Source organism: Achromobacter piechaudii NBRC 102461 (assembly GCF_001571245.1).
GTDB classification, from domain to species: domain Bacteria; phylum Pseudomonadota; class Gammaproteobacteria; order Burkholderiales; family Burkholderiaceae_B; genus Achromobacter; species Achromobacter piechaudii.
In genome coordinates, this window is the sequence record NZ_BCTK01000019.1 from 1 (window position 1) to 23,371 (window position 23,371).

The window sequence follows — 23,371 nt, forward strand, 5'->3', positions numbered from 1 at the left end:
GCCGTCCATTTGCGCAGCGCCCGTGATCATGTTCTTCACATAGTCAGCGTGGCCCGGGCAGTCAACGTGAGCGTAGTGACGCGCTTCGGTTTCGTACTCGACGTGAGCGGTGTTGATCGTGATGCCGCGAGCCTTTTCTTCAGGAGTCGCATCGATCTGGTCGTAGCCCTTGGCTTCGCCACCGAACTTGTTCGACAGAACGGTCGTGATAGCTGCCGTCAACGTCGTTTTGCCGTGGTCAACGTGACCAATCGTACCCACGTTCACGTGCGGCTTGGTACGTTCAAACTTGCCTTTTGCCATGATCTCTATCCTTTAACTTTCAAGGAAACTTGAATCTGCCAGGCCACCCGGATGGGCGGACCTGGCTAGGGTTATTTACTTGGCCCGAGCGGCGATGACTTCGTCAGCGACGTTCTTGGGAGCCTCGGAGTAATGCTTGAATTCCATCGTGTACGTGGCACGACCTTGCGTCAACGAACGCAGGTTCGTGGCGTAACCGAACATCTCGGCCAGGGGCACTTCAGCCTTGATGGTCTTGCCGCCACCAACCATGTCATCCATACCTTGGACCATGCCGCGGCGCGAGGACAGATCGCCCATCACGGTACCGGCGTAATCTTCAGGCGTTTCGACTTCAACGGCCATCATCGGTTCCAGCAGCACGGGGCTGGCCTTGCGCAGACCTTCCTTGAATGCCATGGAGCCGGCCATCTTGAACGCGTTTTCGTTCGAGTCCACATCGTGGTACGAACCGAAGAACAGCGTGACCTTGACGTCGACGATCGGGTAGCCAGCCAACACGCCCGAAGGCAGCGTTTCCTGAATGCCCTTGTCCACCGCGGGGATGTATTCGCGAGGAACCACACCGCCCTTGATGGCGTCCACGAATTCGTAGCCACCGCCAGGAGCCAACGGCTCGACCTTCAGCACCACGTGACCGTACTGGCCACGGCCGCCCGACTGCTTGACGAACTTGCCTTCAACTTCGTCGCAGGTCTTGCGGATGGTTTCACGGTAGGCCACTTGCGGCTTGCCGACGTTGGCTTCAACGCCGAACTCACGCTTCATGCGGTCGACCAGAATTTCCAGGTGAAGCTCGCCCATACCGGAAATGATGGTTTGGCCGGATTCTTCGTCGCTGCGCACGCGGAACGACGGATCTTCCTGAGCCAGACGCGACAGCGCCAGACCCATCTTTTCCTGGTCAGCCTTCGACTTCGGTTCCACGGCCTGCGAAATCACGGGCTCGGGGAAAATCATGCGTTCGAGCAAGATGTGCGAGTCGATGTCGCACAGCGTTTCGCCGGTGGTCACGTCTTTCAGACCCACCACAGCGGCGATGTCGCCTGCCAACACTTCCTTGATTTCTTCGCGGTTGTTCGCGTGCATCTGCAGAATGCGGCCGATACGTTCTTTCTTGCCCTTGATGGGGTTGTAGACCGTGTCGCCCGACTTCAGGACGCCCGAGTAAACGCGCACGAAGGTCAATTGACCCACGAACGGATCGCTCATCAGCTTGAATGCCAGCGCCGAGAACTTCTCTTCGTCGTTGGCTTCGCGCGTGACCGGATTGCCATCGTCGTCCTGGCCGTCAACCGCGGGGATGTCCACGGGCGAAGGCAGGTAGTCGATGACCGCGTCCAGCATGCGCTGCACGCCCTTGTTCTTGAAGGCGGTGCCGCACAGCATCGGCTGGATTTCGCCAGCGATGGTGCGTTGGCGGATGGCCAGGTTGATTTCGGCTTCTTCCAAGGAACCCGTTTCCAGGTACTTGTTCATCAGCTCTTCCGACGACTCAGCGGCAGCTTCAACCAGCTTTTCACGCCATTCGTTGGCCAGGCCTTCCAGCTCGGCGGGAATCTCGTGGTAGTCGAACTTGATGCCTTGGCTGGCTTCGTCCCAAATGATCGCCTTCATCTTGACCAGGTCGACCACGCCTTGGAACGTGTCTTCGGCGCCGATCGGGATCACGATCGGCACGGGATTGGCGCGCAGGCGATTCTTCAGCTGGTCATAGACCTTGAAGAAGTTGGCGCCGGTGCGGTCCATCTTGTTGACGAAGGCCAGACGCGGCACGCCGTACTTGTTGGCTTGACGCCACACGGTTTCGGACTGCGGCTGAACGCCACCCACCGCGCAATAGACCATGCAAGCACCGTCCAGGACGCGCATGGAACGTTCCACCTCAATGGTGAAGTCCACGTGACCCGGGGTGTCGATGATGTTGATGCGGTGTTCGGGATAGTTCTTCGCCATGCCACGCCAAAACGCCGTCGTAGCTGCCGACGTAATGGTGATGCCACGCTCTTGCTCTTGTTCCATCCAGTCCATGGTGGCTGCGCCATCATGCACTTCGCCAATCTTGTGATTGACGCCGGTGTAGAACAGGATACGTTCGGTCGTGGTGGTTTTCCCTGCATCGATGTGCGCAGAGATACCAATGTTGCGATAGCGCTCGATCGGGGTTTTGCGGGCCATGGTGGATTAGTCCTTAAATTACCAGCGGAAATGGCTGAAGGCCTTGTTGGCCTCTGCCATCTTGTGCGTGTCTTCGCGCTTCTTCATCGCGGCGCCACGACCTTCGGAGGCGTCGATCAGTTCGCCAGCAAGACGCAGATCCATCGACTTCTCGCCACGCTTCTTGGCGGCTTCACGGAGCCAACGCATAGCCAGGGCCAGGCGGCGCACGGGGCGCACTTCAACCGGCACTTGGTAGTTGGCACCGCCAACGCGGCGGCTCTTCACTTCGACGATCGGCTTGATGTTGTTGATCGCCAGGCTGAAAACTTCGATCGGCTCTTTGCCGGTCTTGGTTTGCACTTGCTCGAGGGCACCGTAGACGATGCGCTCGGCGACGGCCTTCTTACCGTCCAGCATGACGACGTTCATGAACTTGGCGAGTTCGACGCTGCCGAACTTGGGATCGGGCAGAATCTCGCGCTTGGGTACTTCGCGACGACGGGGCATTGTTGCTTCCTTGTGTCTGTTCAGTTGAACCGTGTTTCATTACACGGCCATGGCCGCCCAATGGGACGACCCCTTACGTGCCGCGCTCCTTCCCAAAAACCGGAGGGCGCGGTCGCACTTCCCTAGTGACGGGCTTCCGCCACGCGGGGTTACTGCTGACTCGTTATTAAGCCTTCTTCGGGCGCTTGGCGCCGTACTTCGAGCGGGCTTGCTTACGATCCTTGACGCCTTGCAGGTCGAGGGAACCGCGCACGATGTGATAACGCACACCGGGCAAGTCCTTTACACGACCGCCACGCACCAGAACCACCGAGTGCTCTTGCAGGTTGTGGCCTTCACCGCCGATGTACGAAATGACTTCGTAACCGTTGGTCAGACGCACTTTGGCAACCTTACGCAGAGCGGAGTTCGGCTTCTTGGGGGTGGTGGTGTACACGCGAGTGCACACGCCGCGGCGTTGCGGGCAGTTTTCGAGCGCGGGGCTCTTGCTTTTGATGATGCTGACTTCGCGCGGCTTGCGCACGAGTTGGCTAATGGTAGGCATGACCTTTGAAATCCCTTTTACGTACCACTGGTAAGTACTTACGTACTCGTCTCCTCAAGCGTGTCTCTCGGAGAAGGCGGCTCGCGCAAAACCGCCTCAAACGTTCATATACGTAAAAGAGCGGGCTTGCCAACAAACCATGACAAACGCACAAAGCTGTAAAGCGGCCGGGCAGCCAAGGCTAGTCGCAACTGATGGACTGATGGACCCAAAACCAAAGGCTCGTGACGCACCTGGGTTTCAGATCCGGGTTCAGACCCTGACTAAGTTCTTGAACTGTTTGCCTTTTGCGTACAGAATTTGCGCGCGAAATAAAGCAGTAAGCCCTTTAGCATAACTGAGATCTGCGCGCACTGTCAAAGTATTTTGTAAGTACGAGGACGTCGCGCGTTAGCGGCTAAAAGGCGGTGATTTGGGCGCTGCTGACGAAAAATGGGGCCATGTAGCGGCAAGGCCCTGCCCCCAGAAAGCAGCGATAGCGCCGCGGGCGCGGCGCAAATTCTCCGGGTAAACCCGAGGAATTTCGCGCTGTACGGCGCAGTGTAGCGCCCGTGGCCTGGCTATTGGTCCGCGAAAAGGTAACCGCTGCCGTAAACGGTGCGGATCGGCAACATCACCCCCGCCAGTTCGGCTTTGCGCCGCAGACGGCTGACGATCACGTCGATGCTGCGTGATCCGCTCGCGCGCACGCCCCCGCCTTCGACCCGAAGCTCGTCGCCCAACTCCGAGCGGCCCACCGCCCTGCCCGCCACTTCGAGCAACGAGCGCACGATCAGGCGCTCGTTGGCCGACAGCGAAATCGTGGCGCCGGTGGGCGCAACCAAGGTCCAGCCCTGGTCTCGCAATTCCCATTGACCCGAGACGGGTTCGTCATCCAGGGGATTGTCTTGCGTTGCGGGCAAGCGCCGGGCCAAAGCCAGCAGGATGCAGGAGAGCTCGCGCGGATCCTGCGGCTCGGGCAGACAGGCGTCCGCGCCACTTTGCAGGCAACGCAGGCGGCTGTCCACGGACATGCCCCGGCCGGTGACCACGATACCCATCGACGACGAGCCGTGCAGCCGCGCGACCAGCGCATAGCCGATTTCGCCCAAGGTTCCCACATCGAGGATCACGGCGTCGTAGACGCCGCTATTGAGCAAGCCGAACAACTCCAGGGATGTCGAGCAACCGCGCGCAGAGATTCCAGCTTGCAACAGGCCGGACACGGCGGCATTTCGAGCAACCTCGTCCGGCGACATCATAAGTATGCGCAATTGATTCATAGCTAATTCCACCTCTAACCCGAAACCGGCGCGTTCCCAAAATGTGTCATGGGAAGGGCGACGGTTGAGACAGTGTGGCGTGGTGTTACGCAACAACTCCAGTCAATATTCGTTAACTTTGCAATGTTTGACAGTTCTTGCCATAACGTAGCCAGCCACGTCGCTGCCCGAGTTATCATTCGTTTACACAAATTCGCTCACCTTTGCATCACGCCGCCAACACGCGCGCGGAAGTGGCAAATCTCCGCGAGAAATTCTGATGAAAATCGCGTCGCTGGAAGACGACCTTGACCAAGCCCGGCGCATTCACCAAGTGCTGACCGCAGCGGGATACACGTGCTCCAGTTATCACCAGAGCCGAGACCTGCTGGCTGCGTTGCGTACCGAGAATTTTGATCTCGTGCTGTTGGATTGGCACCTGCCGGACATCGACGGCGACGATGTGGTGCGCTGGCTGCGCGCGAACATCGGTGCACGCGTTCCCGTCATTTTTCTGACCAACCGTTCTTCGGAAGACGATCTGGTCGAAGGACTGCGCGCCGGCGCCGATGATTACATCGTCAAGCCTCTACGCCCGCTGGAGTTGCTGGCGCGCGTTGCGGCGCTGCTGCGACGCAGCCAGATCGCCGAACCGGCCAACGACGCCTTCGACGTTGCGCACTATCGCATCGAACCCGGCTCGCGCACCATTTCGCTGAACGGCGCCTCGGTGTCGCTGGCCCCCAAGGAATTCGAACTCGCCCTGTTGTTCTTCCGCAATCTGGGCCGGCTCATGTCGCGCGACGTCATTGCCGAATGCGTGTGGAACCGCGAAATCCCCGCCACGTCCCGCACCTTGGACACACACCTGTCCAACATCAGGCAGAAGCTCCAGCTGCGGCCTGAACACGGGGTGCGCTTGAGTTCGTCCTATGCGCTGGGCTACCGGCTGGAACTGATCAGCGCTGCGGACGACAGCGCAGCCAGCCCGTCGTAGACGCTACGCGCGCTTTCCTGGAGACTCCATTCTTATGAGCCGCTGCCGCGCGCTTTCTTCGCTTGTCCTGCTTTCCTGCCTGGGCCTTGCCAGTGTGGCGCACAGCCAGCCCGCCGGCGCGTTGGGTGATGACTTCATCTATCGCATCCGCCAAGGCGACACCCTGATCGACCTGGCCTCCCGCTACACCCGTGACCAGGGCAACTGGGCGCGGCTCCAGACCTTGAACAAGGTCATCAGGCCCGAACAATTGCCCATCGGGCTTGAGTTGCGGATTCCGCTATCGATGATTCCCGTGCGGCCCGCACAAGCGCGCATCGTTCACGTCAGCGGGCAGGCAGAGCTGAACGGGTCCGCGGCAAAAGCGGACACGAACGTGGCCGAGGGCAGCACGGTCGTGACCTCGCCCAATGGCTTCGTTACGCTGGAGCTTGCCGATGGCTCCAAGCTCACTCTGCCTGCTGGCGGCGCCGTCGAGCTATCCCGCTTGCGCCAGTTCGAAGGCACCGCGCTGACCGACTCGATCATCAACGTGCAACGCGGCGGCGTCGAATCCACCGTCGCCCCCACGGGCCAAGGCGTCGGGCGCTTTGAAATCCGTACGCCTGTCGCCGTGACCGGCGTACGCGGCACGCGCTTCCGCGTCCAGAGCGGCGCGGGCGGCGTGCAGAGCGAAGTGTTGGAAGGCAGTGTGCGGCTGCAAGCGCATGCGCCGGGCGCCGAGCCCGCCAAGCCCGTCGCCGTGCCGCGTGGCTATGGCGCGGCGGTGCGCAACGACGGCAGCATGACCGGCGTGCGCGAACTGCTGGCCGCTCCGCAACTGGGCGCCCCCGAGCGCAAAGGTGGCGGTGCGTGGACCAGCGCATTCGCGCCGGTGCCAGGCGCGCAGGGCTATCTGGTCCGCGTTTCGCGCGATGCCGATGGCACGCTGCCCGTGTCGTCGGCCAGCTTTCCAAGCAACGACATTCAGTTCCGCGCCCCCGGCCCGGGCACCTACTACGTATCGGTGCGCGCGGTGGACGAGCTGGGCTTGCGCGGCGAGGACGCGGTCGCTACCTTCGAAGGCGCCAACCAATTGATGACGTCGTCCGGACTGGGTGTCGGCACCGGCTACGGCGGATTCATCTCCCTGACCGAGTACTAGGGCCCGCCCCATGGCCGACGCCACCGACGCCCTCGACCGGACCTCGCGCTCAGGGCTATGGCTGACGGTGATCCTGGCGGTCCTGGCGGCGTTGCTGGGCTCGTTGAACGGGCTGGGCCGGGTCGACCAGATTCTTTACGACCGCGCCGTCAGCATGACGGGCCGGCCGGCCGATCCGGATATCCTGATCGTCGCCATCGACGATGCCAGCATTGAGACCTTGGGCCGATGGCCTTGGCGGCGCGCCATCCACGCCGCATTGATGGACCGTCTTCAGGGCGCGCGCGCAGTCGGGCTGGACTTGATCTTCGGCGAAGCCGACACGGTCAATCCCAATGACGACGCCATCCTCGCCCATAGCATCACGCGCAACGGGCGGACGGTCTTGCCGGTGGTGCTGGACCGCTTGAACAACCCCTCGGCCATGTCCGCACCCATCGCTGTGCTGGGCGCCGCGGCCGCCGCCACCGGCTTCATCAATGCGCGCGTCGACCCGGACGGCGTCGTGCGCGAGGCCTCGCTGACGGCTCAATTCGCTGGTGAACCGCGCACGCACATGGCTCTATCCATGTTGGAAATTGGCGGCCAGGGCGAGCAGGCGACGCAGTTGCTGGATCGCGCCGAGCCCAGCGGGGACATCCTGATTCCCTACGCCGGACCGGCGGGCCACATGCGCACGGTCTCGTACCTGTCGGTGCTGCGCGGCGATATTCCTTCGGAAGACCTGCGCGGGAAGTATGTACTGGTCGGCGCGTGGGCGACAGGGCTGGGCGACGCCTACCCCACGCCGGTGTCGCACGACCTGAGCGGCATGTCGGGCGTGGAAATCATCGCCAACTTGATGCAGGCGGCGCGCGACGGACTGTTTTACCAGCGGCCCGCTCCCGCATGGAATGCGCTGTTCTCCGTGCTTCCCGTGCTGCTCGCGTGCCTGGCGCTGTGGCGGCTGTCGCCCAAACGGGCCTTGCTGGTCAGCATTGCACTGGTCGCCTGCATCCTGATCGCCTCGTGGCTGTTGCTTGCCTATGCACACCTATGGTTCGCGCCCACCGCCGCGCTTGTCGGCGTGGCGCTGTGCTATCCGCTTTGGAGCTGGCGCAGCCAGGAGGCCGCGCTGCGCTACATGGACTACGAACTGCGACGGCTTCAGCGGGAGTACCCCCCGGTCTTGAACGAGGCTCGCGCACAATTGACGGGGCCCAGCGCCTCGCTGGAAAGCCGCGTTGGCGAGTTGCAACGCGCCCTGGAGCGTGTGCGCAACCTGCGGCGCTTTTTGGCCGACGGGCTGGACGGCATGCCCGACGCCACGCTGGTCTTCGATCAAGAGGGCCGCATGCAGTTTCGCAATCAGGCGGCCGTCATGTATTTCCAGCGGCTGGGCATGCGCCCGCCGCGCGTTGGGCATCCGGCGACGCACCTGCTGGAAAAAACCATTTCCGACGCCTCGACGCGTCAGCGCGTGGCCGACGCCCTGCGCGGCCAGCTTCCCACCGACGACAAGACGCGCTGGACCGCCGATCTCGAAGTGCGCGATTACGCAGGGCGCGACCTGATCCTGAAGTGCGCCCCCATCCACACCGCCGAAGGTGATTTCGCGGGCACGGTCGCCACGCTGACCGACATTTCTCGAATCCGCCAGGCCGAACGCCAACGCGAGGAAACGCTGCGCTTCATCTCGCACGACATGCGCGCGCCGCAAAGCTCCATCCTCGCGCTGGTCGAGATGAAACAGGAAAACGCAGCCGTCGATGGGCAAGGCGACACGCTGGCCCGGATCGCAACGCTGGCCAATCGCACGCTGCATCTGGTGGATGATTTCGTGCACCTGACCCGTGCGGAGTCCATGACGATCAGCGCCATCGAACTTGACTTGGGAAGCTTGCTGCAAGACGGCGTCGATGAGTTCTGGGCCTCGGCGCGCAAGCGCGGCATCACGCTCAGTTTACGGATGCCGTTGCCCGAGGCCTACACGCGTGGCGATCAGACACTGTTGATGCGGGCGCTGTGCAACCTGATCGACAACGCCATCAAATACAGCCCGCCGCACACACGCATCGAATGCGCGATCGACCCTTCCCCCGGTTTCTGGCATGTGACCATCCGCGACCAGGGCCAAGGCATCGCTCAGTCAGAGCTTGGCCGCCTGTTCGAACCGTTTTCCCGCGTGGGAGTGGAAACCCGCAACGATGTGGGCGGCGCCGGCCTGGGCCTGGCGTTCGTGCGTACGGTGGCAGAGCGGCACGGAGGATCGGTGCAGGTCACCAGCGAGATCGGCGTCGGATCCGTGTTCACGTTGTGCCTGCCCATCGCGCCAGACAACGCGCCGCAAGACTGACGACGCGAACTCGGGTGGGGCGGCTGCCAGCTACTGGAACGTGTGAGAGATCACGCCCGGCTTGCCCGCCTTGACCTCAAGCGTCGCACGGTATGGCGGCAGGTCCGCATTGCGCAGGACCACCTGGTACTTGCCTGGAATCAAGCGTATTTCCTTGACCGACGGGCTGATGCCGCGCGCCACGCCGTTGACCCACACTTCACCCCAGGGGCGTATGTCCAAGCGGACGGGCACGGGCACCGCAAGCGGCTTGGGCTTGGGCGCTTCTTCGACGGGCGCCACCGCGCCGGTCAAAGGCGCAGCCTGCGGGTCGGTTGTCGCGGCAAGTGGCGGTGGCGCAGCGGGCTCGGAGGCCGCGCTTGCCGTTGACGGCGCACTGTTCGGGGTTGCAGATGGCGTCGCTCGGTCAGACCCGGACATGGCGGACGTCGTCGGCGCGGATTCCGGCTGCGTAGCAGGCGGCAATGCGGCGGACGGCACCGAAGCAGGCGGCATCGGATGCACGGCTGGCGGGTTCGGCATGACGACTTCCGAACTCGTAATCAACGCATTGGGCGCGCCCATGCCCCAGTGAAACCAGCCATAGATAGCCAGGCCGATCAACGCCAGGACGGCCAACGTGGCCAGAAGCGGGCGACGGCGCGCCGGTTTGCGCATTGCCGACGCGGCGGCGGGCGGCACGGCGTGGCTGGACGCAGCGGCAGGTTCATCCTGGTCAGCTGCCGGCTCAATGTAAGCAGCGACCCCCAGCAAGGCGGCCAGTTCGGCCAGCGATTGCGGGCGCTCGGCAGGCGCCATTGCCAGGCCGCGATCAATGACGGCCAGAAAATCGGGGTTGTATTTGGACAGGCCCAACGAGGTCAGGGGCTCGTAGGTATCGGTTGCGCGGCGCTCTGGCGCAGGCGGCGGCCGGTGTCCCGTCACCAGTGCATGCATCACAGCGCACAGGGCGTAAATGTCGCTCCAGGCGCCCCGTGGCCATTCCATGGAATCGGTATAGAGCTCGAACGGCGCAAAGCCAGGCGTCGGGCTTCGGCTGGCGCGGCGCGAACGCGAAACGACAAGTTCAGGCAACAGATGAGCACGCGCGTTCTCGTCCATGCCAACCGTATCCAGCGTGATATCGCCGCAGATTTCGCCCTGAGCATGCAAGGCGATCAGGGACGGCAGCAGGTCTGAAACCAGCCGCTTGATACGCGATTCCGGCACGCCTCCCGCCATGCTGGCGGCGATCGCACTGAGCGGACGCAAAGCCAGGGGCGCAGCACCGGAAAACGGGCCACGCGGCGTCAGCAAGCCGGTGGAGGAGGACATGATGGGAATTGCGCTCATGCGCGGACTGGTGCAAAGATGGAATAGTGTGAATATTATCCAATCCGCAACATCAGGACATTGCCGAAAATGTCCGAGCGCATCAGGCTGTGGCACGATGGCGCTTCACCCATTCTTCTTCCCCCTCTAATACGCTATGAAAATTCGCCTTCTGAGCAGTCTGCTCGGCGCGACCCTGATGCTGGCGGGCTGCGCCGGGATCTCGTCCATCAAACAAGAAAGCCCGCCCACGGCCGAAGCGCTGGCTAAATTGCAACAAGTTCGGGATACGTACGGCGCAGGCCGGTATGGGGAAGTCATCCGTACCGTCGCCACCTCGGACGAGCTGGCCTCCTCCACCAAGGCGGTCCGCATCGAGGCTTACAAACTCCAGGCGTTCAGCTATTGCGTCAGCCGCTACGCCCAGCTGTGCGAGGACAGTTTCGCGCGCATCCTCGCCCTGGACCCAGCGTTCGAACTGGCTCCCAATGAAGCCGGCCATCCGTCCTGGGGCCCGGCCTTTCAACGCGCCCGTAGCCAGGCGGCCAAGTAAGCACGCCGCAAACGCCAGCAACAAAAAAAAGGCCGCTGATTCGCATCAGCGGCCTTTTTGCTTGCAGCCCCCGCGGCAAGCCTGCGCGCGGGTAACTGACCGGGAATCCGCTTATTCGGCGGAGTCCTCGATGCCGGCGTCGGAGGCCGGGGCTTCTGCGTCCGCGCCCACCGTGACCGGCGAGTCTTCGAACGGGTTGGCCTGCTGGCGAGCGGCTTCGCGTTCCGCTGCCTCCAGCTCTTCCTTGTCGCGGCGTGCGTGGTGGTAAGCCAAGCCGGTACCCGCCGGGATGAGGCGGCCGACGATGACGTTTTCCTTCAGGCCACGCAGGTCGTCGCGCTTGCCCATGATGGCGGCTTCGGTCAGGACACGCGTGGTTTCCTGGAACGAAGCGGCCGAGATGAACGAGTCGGTCGACAGCGAGGCCTTCGTGATACCGAGCAGCACGTTGTCGTAGGTTGCCGGGATACGGTCTTCGGCAGCCATGCGATCGTTCGCGTTCAACAGCTCGGAGCGCTCGACTTGCTCGCCCGGGATGAACTCGGTATCGCCAGCATCAACGATGTTCACACGGCGCAGCATCTGACGAACAATCACTTCGATGTGCTTGTCGTTGATCTTCACGCCCTGCAGACGGTAAACGTCCTGCACTTCGTCGACGATGTACGTCGCCAGCTTTTCGATGCCTTGCAGGCGCAGGATGTCGTGGGGATCGGCCGGGCCGTCCACGATCATTTCGCCCTTGTTCACCACTTGGCCGTCGTGCACCAGAACCTGCTTTTCCTTCGGAATCAGGAACTCGTGGCTCACGCCTTCCAGGTCGGTGATGACCAGACGCTGCTTGCCCTTCGTGTCCTTACCGAACGACACCGTACCCGTAACGTCGGCGAGCATGCCGGCATCCTTGGGCGAACGGGCTTCGAACAGTTCGGCCACACGCGGCAGACCGCCGGTAATGTCGCGGGTCTTTTGCGATTCTTGCGGAATACGCGCCAGAACTTCACCCACGGCAACCTGCTGGCCGTCACGCACGGTAATCAGCGCGCCCACCGGGAACGAGATGTTCACCGAGTGATCGGTGCCGGCGATCTTGACGTCTTCGCCGTTCTCGTTGACCAGCTTGATCTGCGGACGCATGACGATCTTGCCGCCACGAGTCTTCGGCGTGATGACGACGAGCGTCGACAGACCGGTGACTTCGTCCACCTGCTTGGCAACGGTCACGCCTTCTTCGATGTTCTCGAAGCGGACGGCGCCACCGTATTCCGACACGATCGGACGGGTCAGCGGATCCCACGTCGCCAGACGCGCGCCAGCCTTCACGGCTTCGCCATCGCCCACCAGCACGGTCGCGCCGTACGGGATCTTGTGGCGTTCGCGTTCGCGGCCGTTGTCGTCGAAGATCGCCAGTTCGCCCGAGCGCGAAATCGCAACGCGTTCGCCCTTGGCGTTCGTGACATAGCGCATCGTGCTGGCAAAGCCAACCAGACCGCTGGACTTCGTTTCCACCGCGCTGGCCAGAGCCGAACGCGACGCCGCGCCACCGATGTGGAACGTACGCATCGTGAGCTGCGTGCCCGGTTCACCGATGGACTGAGCAGCGATAACACCCACTGCTTCGCCCTGGTTGACCGGCGAACCGCGACCCAGATCGCGGCCGTAGCAATGTGCGCACAGACCGTGACGCGTTTCGCACGTCAGCGGGGTGCGGACCTTGACTTCGTCCACGCCGATGCGGTCGATGGTGTCGACCAGATCTTCGTCCAGCAGGGTGCCGGCGACGATGGCCGTTTCCTGCGTGTCCGGGTTGATGATGTCCACGGCGGCAACACGACCCAGGATGCGGTCGCGCAGCGGTTCGATGACTTCACCACCTTCCACCAGGGCCTTCATGTTGTAGCCCAGCGACGTACCGCAATCGTCCTCGGTAATCACCAAGTCTTGCGTCACGTCGACCAGACGACGAGTCAGGTAACCCGAGTTGGCGGTCTTCAGTGCCGTATCGGCCAGACCCTTACGCGCGCCGTGAGTCGAGATGAAGTACTGAAGCACGTTCAGACCTTCACGGAAGTTCGCGGTAATGGGCGTTTCGATAATCGAGCCGTCCGGCTTGGCCATCAGGCCGCGCATACCGGCCAGCTGGCGGATCTGGGCGGCCGAACCGCGGGCGCCCGAGTCAGCCATCATGTAGATCGAGTTGAACGATTCCTGGCGCACTTCTTCGCCGTGACGGTTCACAACCGGCTCGGTAGCCAGTTGTTCCATCATCGCCTTGCCGACCTTGTCGCCGGCCTTGCCCCAGATGTCCACAACGTTGTTGTAGCGCTCTTGGGACGTGACCAGACCCGACGAGTACTGCTTGTCGATTTCCTTCACTTCGCGGCTGGCTTCGGCCAGGATGCCTTCCTTGGCGGTCGGGATCAGCATGTCGCCCATGGCGATCGAGATACCGCCGCGCGTGGCCAGCTTGAAGCCGGACTGCATCAGCTTGTCGGCGAAGATCACCGTGTCGCGCAGGCCGCAACGGCGGAACGACTGGTTGATCAGGCGCGAAATTTCTTTCTTCTTCAGGGCCTTGTTCAGGACCGTGAAGGGCAAGCCCTTCGGCAGGATCTCGGACAGCAGCGCGCGGCCGACCGTCGTTTCATGACGGCGGATCACGGGTTGCCATTCGCCAGCCTCGTCGCGCTCGTGCTCTTTCAGACGCACGGTCACGCGGGATTGCAGCTCGACTTCACCGTTGTCGTAGGCGCGTTGCACTTCAGCGACGTCGGTGAAGAAAATGCCTTCGCCGCGGCCGTTGATGCGCTCACGCGTCGTGTAGTACAGACCCAGCACGATATCCTGGGACGGCACGATCGACGGTTCGCCGTTGGCGGGGAACAGCACGTTGTTCGAGGCCAGCATCAGCGTACGCGCTTCCAGCTGGGCTTCCAGCGACAGCGGCACGTGAACGGCCATCTGGTCACCGTCGAAGTCGGCGTTGAACGCCGCGCAAACCAGCGGGTGCAGCTGGATGGCCTTGCCTTCGATCAGGACCGGTTCGAACGCCTGGATGCCCAAACGGTGCAGCGTAGGCGCACGGTTCAGCATGACCGGGTGTTCGCGGATGACTTCTTCCAGGATGTCCCAGACCACCGGTTCCTGGCTTTCCACCAGCTTCTTGGCAGCCTTGATGGTCGTGGCCAGGCCCATCATCTCCAGACGATTGAAGATGAACGGCTTGAACAGTTCCAGGGCCATCAGCTTGGGCAGGCCGCACTGATGCAGCTTGAGCTGCGGACCCACCACGATGACCGAACGGCCCGAGTAGTCGACGCGCTTGCCCAGCAGGTTCTGACGGAAACGACCGCTCTTGCCCTTGATCATGTCGGCCAGGGACTTGAGCTGGCGCTTGTTGGCGCCCGTCATGGCCTTGCCACGGCGACCGTTGTCCAGCAGCGAGTCAACGGCTTCCTGCAGCATCCGCTTTTCGTTGCGCAGGATGATTTCCGGCGCCTTGAGCTCCAGAAGGCGCTTCAAGCGGTTGTTGCGGTTGATGACGCGGCGGTACAGGTCGTTCAGGTCGGAGGTCGCGAAGCGGCCGCCGTCCAGCGGCACCAGCGGACGCAGGTCCGGCGGCAGCACGGGCAGCACTTCCATGACCATCCACTCGGCCTTGATGCCCGACTTCTGGAAGCCTTCCAGCACCTTCAGGCGCTTGGAAATCTTCTTGATCTTGGCTTCCGAGCTGGTGGCCTTCAACTCGCCGCGCAGCGTTTCCACTTCGCGGTCGATGTCGATGGTGCGCAGCAGTTCGCGCACGGCTTCCGCGCCCATCAGGGCACGGAAGTCGTCGCCGTATTCTTCGGTCTTGGCGAGGAAATCGTCATCCGACATGATCTGGCCGCGCTTGAGCGGCGTCATGCCAGGTTCGATCACGCACCAGGCTTCGAAGTACAGAACGCGTTCGATGTCGCGCAGGGTCATGTCGAGCACCATGCCCAGACGCGACGGCAGGCTCTTCAGGAACCAGATGTGCGCGACGGGGCTGGCCAGCTCGATGTGGCCCATGCGTTCACGGCGAACCTTGGCAACGGTAACTTCAACGCCGCACTTCTCGCAGATCACGCCACGATGCTTCAGGCGCTTGTACTTGCCGCACAAGCACTCGTAGTCTTTGATCGGGCCAAAGATCTTGGAGCAGAACAGACCGTCACGTTCAGGCTTGAACGTGCGGTAGTTGATGGTCTCGGGCTTGCGAACTTCGCCGTAAGACCACGAACGGATCTTCTCGGGCGAGGCGATGCCGATCTTGATGGCATCGAATTGCTCGTCTTGCGAGACTTGCTTAAATAGGTCGAGTAGCGCTTTCATTAGTTACGCTCCAAATCCATGTCCAGGGCCAACGAGCGGATTTCCTTCACCAGCACGTTGAACGATTCCGGCATGCCGGCGTCGATGACGTGGTCGCCCTTGACGATGTTTTCGTATACCTTCGTACGGCCGGTGATGTCATCCGACTTCACCGTCAGCATTTCTTGCAGGGTGTACGCGGCGCCGTATGCTTCCAGCGCCCACACTTCCATTTCCCCGAAGCGCTGACCACCGAACTGCGCCTTACCACCCAGCGGCTGCTGAGTAACCAGCGAGTACGGACCCGTCGAACGCGCGTGCATCTTGTCGTCGACCAAGTGGTGCAGCTTCAGGTAGTGCATGTAGCCGACGGTCACGGGGCGTTCGAATTTCTCGCCCGTGCGGCCGTCGAACAGCCATGCCTGCGTACGCGAAGGCGTCAGGGCCATGCGCTCGGCGACGTCGTCCGGATAGGCCAGCTCCAGCATCGTGGTGATTTCCTCTTCGGTCGCGCCGTCGAAGACGGGCGTCGCGAACGGCACGCCGTTCTTGAGGTTCTGGGCCATTTCCATGACTTCTTCGTCGGTCAGCTCATCGATGCGGGCGCCGGAACCGGTCGTGTTGTAGACCTTGTCCAGGTAAGCACGGATGTTCTTGACCTGCGCAGTGCGCTCGTCGCGCAGCAGATCGGCAATGCGGTGGCCCACGCCCTTGGCAGCCCAGCCCAAGTGCACTTCCAGCACCTGGCCGACGTTCATCCGCGAGGGCACGCCCAGCGGATTCAGAACGATGTCGGCCGGCGTGCCGTCAGCCATGTGCGGCATGTCTTCCACCGGGGTGATACGCGAGACCACGCCCTTGTTACCGTGACGGCCGGCCATCTTGTCGCCAGGCTGCAGACGACGCTTCACGGCCAGGTAGACCTTGATCATCTTCAGCACGCCCGGGGGCAGCTCGTCGCCTTGCGTCAGCTTCTTGCGCTTCTCTTCGAAGGCCAGATCGAACTGGTGACGCTTCTGCTCCAGCGATTCCTTGGCTTGCTCCAGCACGACAGCGTGCGGCTCATCGGCCAGACGGATGTCGAACCACTGCCAGCGGTCCAGATCAGCCAGGTAAGCCTTGGTGATCGTGGCGCCCTTGGCCAGCTTGCGCGGGCCGCCGTTGACGGTCTTGTTGACCAGCATCTTTTCGATACGGTCGAACTGGTCGTTTTCAACGATGCGCAGCTGGTCGTTCAGGTCTTGGCGATAGCGGCGCAGTTCATCGTCGATGATGGACTGGGCGCGCTTGTCGCGCACGATGCCTTCACGCGTGAACACTTGCACGTCGATCACGGTGCCGGTCATGCCCGAAGGCACGCGCAGCGAGGTGTCCTTAACGTCGGACGCCTTTTCACCGAAGATGGCGCGCAGCAGCTTTTCTTCCGGCGTCAGCTGGGTTTCGCCCTTGGGCGTGACCTTGCCGACCAGCACGTCGTCAGCGCTGACTTCGGCGCCGATGTACGTGATGCCCGAATCGTCCAGACGGTTCAGTTGCGTCTCAGCCAGGTTGCTGATGTCGCGCGTGATTTCTTCCGGGCCCAGCTTCGTGTCGCGGGCGACAACCGTCAGTTCCTCGATGTGCACCGAGGTATAGCGGTCATCGGCAACAACCTTTTCGGAGATCAGGATCGAGTCTTCGAAGTTGTAGCCGTTCCACGGCATGAACGCGATCAGCATGTTCTGACCCAGGGCGAGTTCGCCCAGGTCGGTCGATGCGCCGTCAGCCAGCACGTCGCCCTTGGCGACCTTGTCGCCACGCTTGACGATAGGACGCTGGTTGATGTTCGTGTTCTGGTTGGAACGGGTGTACTTGATCAGGTTGTAGATATCGACACCGACTTCGCCGGCGACGTTTTCTTCGTCGTTCACGCGAATCACGACGCGCTCGGCGTCAACGTGATCGACGAGGCCGCCACGCAGCGCTTGCACGGTCGTACCCGAGTCAACAGCCACGGTGCGCTCGATACCGGTACCCACGACCGGCTTTTCCGGACGCAGGCAAGGCACGGCCTGACGTTGCATGTTGGCGCCCATCAGTGCGCGGTTCGCGTCATCGTGTTCAAGGAACGGAATCAGCGACGCGGCAACCGACACGATCTGCGACGGGGCAACGTCCATGTAGTGCACGTTGGCCGGCGAGGTCAGCATCGTTTCGCCTGCTTCACGGCAAGCGACCAGGTCGTCAACGAAGGCGCCCTGCTCGTCCAGCGCGGCGTTGGCCTGCGCGATGACGTAGTGGCTTTCTTCGATGGCCGACAGGTAATCGATCTGCTCGCTGACGCGGCCGTCGATAATCTTGCGGTAAGGCGTTTCCAGGAAGCCGTACTCGTTCAAGCGAGCGTACAGCGCCATGGAGTTGATCAGGCCGATGTTCGGGCCTTCCGGCGTTTCGATCGGGCACACGCGGCCGTAGTGGGTCGGGTGCACGTCGCGGACTTCAAAGCCGGCGCGCTCGCGCGTCAGACCGCCCGGGCCCAGTGCGGAAACGCGACGCTTGTGCGTGATTTCCGACAGCGGGTTGGTTTGGTCCATGAACTGCGACAGCTGGCTCGAACCGAAGAACTCCTTGATGGCAGCCGAGATCGGCTTGGAGTTGATCAGGTCGTGCGGCATCAGGTTTTCCGTCTCGGCCTGGCCCAGACGTTCCTTGACGGCGCGCTCGACGCGCACCAAGCCGGCGCGGAACTGGTTTTCGGCCAGCTCGCCCACGCAACGCACGCGACGGTTGCCCAAGTGATCGATGTCATCGATCTGGCCACGGCCGTTACGCAGCTCGACCAGCACCTTGATGGTTTCAAGGATGTCTTCGTTGGTCAGCGTCATCGGACCGGTGATGTCTTCACCACGGCCCAGACGGCTGTTGACCTTCATGCGGCCCACGCGCGAGAGGTCGTACGTCTCTTCGCTGTAGAACAGACGTTGGAACAGCGCTTCCACCGCTTCTTCGGTGGGCGGCTCGCCAGGACGCATCATGCGGTAGATGGCAACGCGCGCGGCCATCTGGTCGGCGGTTTCATCGGTGCGCAGCGTTTGCGAGATGTACGGACCACGGTCCAGATCGTTCGTGTAGAGCGTCTGGATGTCGTAGACGTTCGAGGCGCGCAGGGCGCCCAGCACGCTTTCCGTGATTTCGTCGTTGGCGTTGGCGATGACTTCGCCGGTATCTTCGTCAACGATGTTCTTGGCCAGCACGCGGCCGTACAGGAAGTCTTCCGGCACGGAGATGCGCTGGATGCCACCGGCAGCCAGGTCGCGCAAATGCTTGGCATTGATGCGCTTGTCTTTTTCGACGATGACCTTGCCATCGCGATCCGAGATGTCGAAGCGGGCCATTTCGCCCTTCCAACGCTCGGGCACGAATTCCATCATCGCGCCTTCGCTCTTCAATTCGAAGTTATCGAAGTCGAAGAAGTTGGCCAGGATGGATTCCGGCGTCATGCCGATGGCCTTGCACAGGATCGTGACGGGCATCTTGCGACGACGGTCGACGCGGAAGAACAGGACGTCCTTCGGGTCGAATTCGAAGTCCAGCCACGAGCCACGGTAAGGAATCACGCGGGCCGAGAACAGGAGCTTGCCGGAGCTGTGCGTCTTGCCGCGGTCATGTTCGAAGAACACGCCCGGCGAACGGTGCAGCTGCGACACGATGACACGCTCGGTGCCATTGATGACAAAGGAACCCGTGCCCGTCATGAGCGGAATTTCGCCCATGTAGACTTCCTGTTCCTTCACTTCCTTCACGGTCGGCTTGCTGACTTCGCGGTCAAGCAGCACCAGGCGGACCTTGGCTCGCAGGGGCGAGGCATAGGTCAGACCACGTTGCTGACATTCCTTGACATCGAACACCGGTTCGCCGAGCACGTAGCTCACGAACTCCAAGCGCGCCATACCGTTGTGACTAACGATCGGGAAAATCGACGAGAACGCCGCCTGCAAACCGTCGGCTACGCGATCGGACGGGGCGGTATCCGCCTGCAGGAAAGTTAGGTAGGATTGAAGCTGTGTCGCCAAAAGGAAAGGAACGTTTTGAACGTCTTCACGCTTGGCGAAGCTTTTGCGGATGCGCTTTTTTTCGGTGTACGAGTAAGGCATGAGCACTCCGACTCGAGGTTGCATGGGCCGTCAACCACGGCCCTAGGTGATACGACTCCAGGAAACCCCCCTGAAAGGGCATACCCCCAGTAGGGGTTTCCTGGAAACGCAAAAGCCCGGGGACTGCAAACTGTGCTGTCCCCGGGCAGTTGACGCAGGTCTTACTTGACTTCGACCTTGGCGCCAGCTTCTTCCAGCTTCTTCTTGGCGGCTTCGGCGTCAGCCTTGGCCACAGCTTCCTTGACGGGCTTCGGAGCGCCGTCAACCAGGTCCTTGGCTTCCTTCAGACCCAGACCGGTCAGCTCGCGCACGGCCTTGATGACGCTGACCTTGTTCGCGCCGGCTTCCAGCAGGACGACGTTGAACTCGGTTTGCTCTTCAGCAGCGGCAGCAGCGCCACCAGCGGCGGGAGCAGCAACAGCGACAGCGGCGGCAGCAGCCGACACGCCGAACTTCTCTTCCATTTCCTTGATCAGCTCGGACAGCTCGAGCACGGTCATGCCAGCGATGGCGTCAAGGATTTCAGCTTTGTTAAGTGCCATTTTTAAGAACTCCAAATATTTTGGTAATGCCAGGGTTTGGGTGTCGCTTCGTCGTTCAGCGAATTCCGGACAGCAGGGCGATTAGGCCGCTGCCTTTTGGTCGCGCACAGCCGCGAGGCCACGGGCGAACTTGGTCGGAACTTCGTTGAGCGTACGCACGAATTGCGCGATCGGGGCTTGCATGGTGCCAAGCAGTTTCGACAGCAACTCTTCGCGGGACGGCATGGTGGCCAAGGCCTTCACACCATCTTGAGTCAGCAGGCTGTTGGGCAAAGCGCCCGCCTTGATGACCAGCTTGTCGTTGCTTTTCGCGAAACCAGCGATAACCTTGGCCGCCGAAACCGGATCAGTGCTGATGCCATAGATCAGCGGACCGGTCAGTTGCTCAGCCAACGGCTCGAAAGCCGTGCCGGCAACAGCACGACGGGCCAGCGAGTTTTTCAGAACTCGCAGATACACGCCCGATTCACGCGCAGTTTTGCGCAGTACGGTGACAGAGGCGACGTCCAGACCACGGTACTCAGCGATAACAATCGATTGTGCCTTGGCGACTTCAGCCGAGACTTCCTCGATTACCACCGCTTTCTCTTGACGATTGAGACTCACGGTTTGAACACTCCATCAAAAGACGCCTGGGGCCGGAGCCTTGCGCGTCAACCGAATGCGGCGCCTGGTCGAGTTCTTCGTGTAAAGAAATCTTCCTGGGGACGCCGTCTACGCTGGATCCGAACTAGCCTAGCTTCGGGATTAAGCGGGACAAGGGGGGGTGTCAGACACCGGTCCTCTGCCCTGCTCCAGCGGTCTTTGACAGCAACATCCGGAGGAATCCGGATGCAGCCCAAAGTATGGTTACAGCTGTTGGCTTAGTTGGAAGCCGACAGCGAGGCAATTTCAACGCGAGCACCGCCGCCCATCGTGGACGAAACGGCCAGCTTGCGCAGGTAAATGCCCTTGGCAGCTGCGGGACGGGCCTTTTGCAGGGCGTCGACCAGAGCAGCCAGGTTGGTTTGCAGCTGTTCCACGCCGAACGACGCGCGGCCGATCGTTGCGTGGATGATGCCAGCCTTGTCGGTACGGTACTGAACCTGACCGGCCTTGGCGTTCTTCACAGCGGTGGCGACGTCGGGCGTCACGGTGCCGACCTTCGGGTTCGGCATCAGGCCACGGGGACCCAGGATCTGGCCCAGGGCACCCACGACACGCATCGTGTCGGGCGAAGCGATGACCACGTCGAAGTCCATCTGACCGGCCTTGATCTGGTCAGCCAGGTCGTCCAGGCCAACGATGTCGGCGCCAGCAGCCTTGGCAGCTTCAGCCTTTTCGCCTTGGGCGAACACGGCGACGCGAACCGACTTGCCGGTACCGGCGGGCAGAACGACCGAACCGCGAACCAGTTGGTCCGACTTCTTCGGGTCGATGCCGAGCTGAACGGCCACGTCAATGGATTCATTGAACTTGGCGACAGCGGTTTCCTTGACCAGGGTCAGGGCTTCAGCGACCGGGTACAGCTTGGTGCGGTCGATCTTTTGTGCAATAGCGGCGGCGCGCTTGGACAGTTTTGCCATGATTAGATCCCCTCAACCGTGATGCCCATGCTGCGGGCGCTGCCAGCGATCGTACGCACAGCGGCGTCCAGATCAGCGGCGGTCAGATCGGGGCCCTTGGCCTTGGCGATTTCTTCAGCTTGAGCGCGGGTCAGCGTGCCGACCTTGTCGGTATGCGGCTTGGCCGAACCCTTTTGCACGCCAGCAGCCTTCTTGATGAGGACCGTCGCGGGCGGGGTCTTCATGATGAAGGTGAAGCTCTTGTCCGCGAAGGCGGTGATCACCACCGGAATCGGCAGACCAGGCTCCATGCCTTGGGTCTTGGCGTTGAACGCCTTGCAGAATTCCATGATGTTCAGGCCGCGCTGACCCAGTGCCGGGCCAATCGGGGGGGAGGGGTTAGCTTTACCAGCCGGTACTTGCAGCTTGATAAAGCCGACGATCTTCTTCGCCATGCTTTGCTCCTTGCGGGTTATATCGCCCCGGCATCAATGGCCTGGGCTCCCCGGGGGTTGAAATCAGGTCTTTTCGACCTGGCTGAAATCGAGTTCGACGGGTGTGGCACGACCAAAAATGGTGACCGACACGCGCACCTTGCTCTTTTCGTAATTGACTTCTTCGACGTTGCCGTTGAAGTCTGCAAACGGACCTTCCTTGACCCGAACCATCTCGCCCACTTCGAAAAGAATCTTGGGGCGGGGTTTCTCGACACCCTCTTCCATCTGGGAGAGGATCTTTTCGACTTCCTTTTCGGAAATCGGGGTCGGACGGTTGCCCGAGCCACCCAAAAAGCCGGTGACGCGGTTCGTGTTCTTGACCAAATGCCACGTTTCGTCGGTCAGGTCCATTTCAACCAGGACATAACCAGGGAAAATGCGGCGTTCGGTGATCGACTTCTGGCCACCCTTGACCTCGACGACTTCCTCGGAGGGCACAAGAATGCGGCCAAAAGACGTTTGCAAGGCCGCGCGCTCGATGCGCTCGACGAGGGCCTTGTGGACGCTTTTTTCCATGCCGGAATACACATGGACGACATACCAACGCTTACTCATTTGCCGTCCTTATTTCCAGCCCAACAACAGGCCGTAAAGAATCCATTCGATGCCCTTGTCGAGCACCCACATGAATATGCCCATGACGGCCACGAACGCGAAAACGATACCCGTCATCTGGGTCGTTTCCTTGCGGGTGGGCCATGCGACACGCTTGACTTCGTTGTAGGACTCGCTGGCGAAGCTCAGGGTGCGGCGGCCGGGTTCGCTGAACCAGGCGATTACGGCTGCAATCACAAGGCCGCCGACAAAAACGCCGACACGTGCGGGCATCGGCTGTGCGCTGAGCACGGAAAACCCGACGATGCCAGCAATAACGACGAGAACCGCCAGGCCGAGCTTGACCCGGTCGGCGGTGCTAGTTACGGTTTCTACGCTGGTATTAGACATATTGCGACGCGAGCCGCCGTGAATGCGTAACTCGCGATGATCTCCCGCGGGTTTATCCTGGCGGTGGCAGGGGCAGTAGGAATCGAACCTACAACCTTCGGTTTTGGAGACCGACGCTCTGCCAATTGAGCTATGCCCCTAAAACACTACACTTGCACTACATTCACTGGCTTTCCGCTCAACGCCTACGCGTAAGGTTGCGGAACCGAACATCATACTACTTTTACAGCAAAGATGGATAGAGGGACTTGAGAGTCCACTCTACCCATCTGGGTATTGC

18 protein-coding genes and 1 tRNA gene are annotated in these 23,371 nt (G+C 61.6%); 4 read left to right on the forward strand and 15 right to left on the reverse strand.

All coding sequences use genetic code 11. The features are described 5' to 3' along the window. From API01S_RS28490 to API01S_RS28510, 5 genes are all read right to left on the reverse strand, one after another. The coding region (locus API01S_RS28490) for a GTP-binding protein (RefSeq protein ID WP_255221307.1) at nt 1-303 on the reverse strand (303 nt) is incomplete at its 3' end. Between the two features lie 75 nt (nt 304-378). Further along, nucleotides 379-2,481 (reverse strand): elongation factor G, encoded by a 2,103-nt coding sequence (gene fusA, locus API01S_RS28495; protein WP_006216560.1) that lies wholly within the window; start codon nt 2,479-2,481, stop codon nt 379-381. 18 nt (nt 2,482-2,499) lie between these two features. Continuing rightward, nucleotides 2,500-2,970, reverse strand: a complete 471-nt coding sequence (rpsG, locus tag API01S_RS28500) for a 30S ribosomal protein S7 (protein WP_006216561.1) — start codon at nt 2,968-2,970, stop codon at nt 2,500-2,502. Between the two features lie 166 nt (nt 2,971-3,136). Continuing rightward, nucleotides 3,137-3,514 (reverse strand): 30S ribosomal protein S12, encoded by a 378-nt coding sequence (gene rpsL / locus API01S_RS28505; protein ID WP_005017264.1) that lies wholly within the window; start codon nt 3,512-3,514, stop codon nt 3,137-3,139. A 560-nt stretch (nt 3,515-4,074) separates the two neighbouring features. Then, nucleotides 4,075-4,776: a response regulator transcription factor gene (locus API01S_RS28510; protein WP_006216562.1), complete on the reverse strand. Its 702-nt coding sequence runs from the start codon at nt 4,774-4,776 to the stop codon at nt 4,075-4,077. Nucleotides 4,777-5,035: 259 nt separating this feature from the next. On the opposite strand from API01S_RS28510, the gene API01S_RS28515 reads away from it, so the two are divergent. The 3 genes from API01S_RS28515 to API01S_RS28525 are packed head-to-tail and all read left to right on the forward strand — an operon-like array spanning nt 5,036 to nt 9,231. Next, nucleotides 5,036-5,752 (forward strand): response regulator transcription factor, encoded by a 717-nt coding sequence (locus API01S_RS28515; protein WP_006216564.1) that lies wholly within the window; start codon nt 5,036-5,038, stop codon nt 5,750-5,752. 34 nt (nt 5,753-5,786) lie between these two features. Next, on the forward strand, nt 5,787-6,896 hold the full coding sequence (locus API01S_RS28520; RefSeq protein ID WP_061306726.1) for a FecR family protein: 1,110 nt from the start codon (nt 5,787-5,789) through the stop codon (nt 6,894-6,896). 10 nt (nt 6,897-6,906) lie between these two features. Then, nucleotides 6,907-9,231 carry a CHASE2 domain-containing protein gene (locus API01S_RS28525; protein ID WP_061306727.1) on the forward strand — a complete coding sequence of 775 codons (2,325 nt, stop codon included), beginning with the start codon at nt 6,907-6,909 and terminating at the stop codon, nt 9,229-9,231. A gap of 30 nt (nt 9,232-9,261) precedes the next feature. Here API01S_RS28525 and API01S_RS28530 read toward each other — a convergent pair whose 3' ends face one another. Continuing rightward, nucleotides 9,262-10,545 carry a serine/threonine-protein kinase gene (locus tag API01S_RS28530; RefSeq protein WP_061306729.1) on the reverse strand — a complete coding sequence of 428 codons (1,284 nt, stop codon included), beginning with the start codon at nt 10,543-10,545 and terminating at the stop codon, nt 9,262-9,264. Nucleotides 10,546-10,699: 154 nt separating this feature from the next. Here API01S_RS28530 and API01S_RS28535 point away from each other — a divergent pair, with 154 nt between their 5' ends. After that, nucleotides 10,700-11,095 (forward strand): TssQ family T6SS-associated lipoprotein, encoded by a 396-nt coding sequence (locus API01S_RS28535; protein ID WP_061306728.1) that lies wholly within the window; start codon nt 10,700-10,702, stop codon nt 11,093-11,095. 111 nt (nt 11,096-11,206) lie between these two features. On the opposite strand, the gene rpoC is transcribed toward API01S_RS28535, so the two are convergent. The 9 genes from rpoC to API01S_RS28580 all read right to left on the reverse strand — a co-directional run bounded on the left by rpoC (nt 11,207) and on the right by API01S_RS28580 (nt 23,231). Then, nucleotides 11,207-15,451: a DNA-directed RNA polymerase subunit beta' gene (gene rpoC, locus API01S_RS28540; RefSeq protein WP_006216569.1), complete on the reverse strand. Its 4,245-nt coding sequence runs from the start codon at nt 15,449-15,451 to the stop codon at nt 11,207-11,209. Further along, nucleotides 15,451-19,563 (reverse strand): DNA-directed RNA polymerase subunit beta, encoded by a 4,113-nt coding sequence (rpoB, locus tag API01S_RS28545; RefSeq protein WP_006216570.1) that lies wholly within the window; start codon nt 19,561-19,563, stop codon nt 15,451-15,453. Before rpoB ends, rpoC begins: the two co-directional genes overlap by 1 nt. 161 nt (nt 19,564-19,724) lie before the next feature. Next, complete coding sequence (gene rplL / locus API01S_RS28550; protein ID WP_006216571.1) at nt 19,725-20,105, reverse strand: 50S ribosomal protein L7/L12; 381 nt, start codon at nt 20,103-20,105, stop codon at nt 19,725-19,727. An 81-nt stretch (nt 20,106-20,186) separates the two neighbouring features. Beyond that, the gene (gene rplJ / locus API01S_RS28555) at nt 20,187-20,711 is read right to left on the reverse strand and encodes a 50S ribosomal protein L10 (RefSeq protein ID WP_006216572.1); all 525 of its coding nucleotides are present in this window, start codon (nt 20,709-20,711) and stop codon (nt 20,187-20,189) included. Between the two features lie 257 nt (nt 20,712-20,968). Beyond that, nucleotides 20,969-21,670, reverse strand: coding sequence for a 50S ribosomal protein L1 (rplA, locus tag API01S_RS28560; RefSeq protein WP_006216574.1), 702 nt, complete (start codon nt 21,668-21,670; stop codon nt 20,969-20,971). A 2-nt stretch (nt 21,671-21,672) separates the two neighbouring features. Further along, entirely contained in the window at nt 21,673-22,104 is a 432-nt protein-coding gene (gene rplK, locus API01S_RS28565) for a 50S ribosomal protein L11 (protein WP_006227005.1), read from the reverse strand. Nucleotides 22,105-22,167: 63 nt separating this feature from the next. Then, nucleotides 22,168-22,701: a transcription termination/antitermination protein NusG gene (gene nusG, locus API01S_RS28570; protein ID WP_006216576.1), complete on the reverse strand. Its 534-nt coding sequence runs from the start codon at nt 22,699-22,701 to the stop codon at nt 22,168-22,170. A gap of 9 nt (nt 22,702-22,710) precedes the next feature. Further along, nucleotides 22,711-23,091 carry a preprotein translocase subunit SecE gene (secE, locus tag API01S_RS28575; protein ID WP_006216577.1) on the reverse strand — a complete coding sequence of 127 codons (381 nt, stop codon included), beginning with the start codon at nt 23,089-23,091 and terminating at the stop codon, nt 22,711-22,713. Between the two features lie 64 nt (nt 23,092-23,155). Further along, nucleotides 23,156-23,231: transfer RNA gene (locus tag API01S_RS28580), tRNA-Trp, on the reverse strand. Nucleotides 23,232-23,371 lie beyond the last annotated feature (140 nt).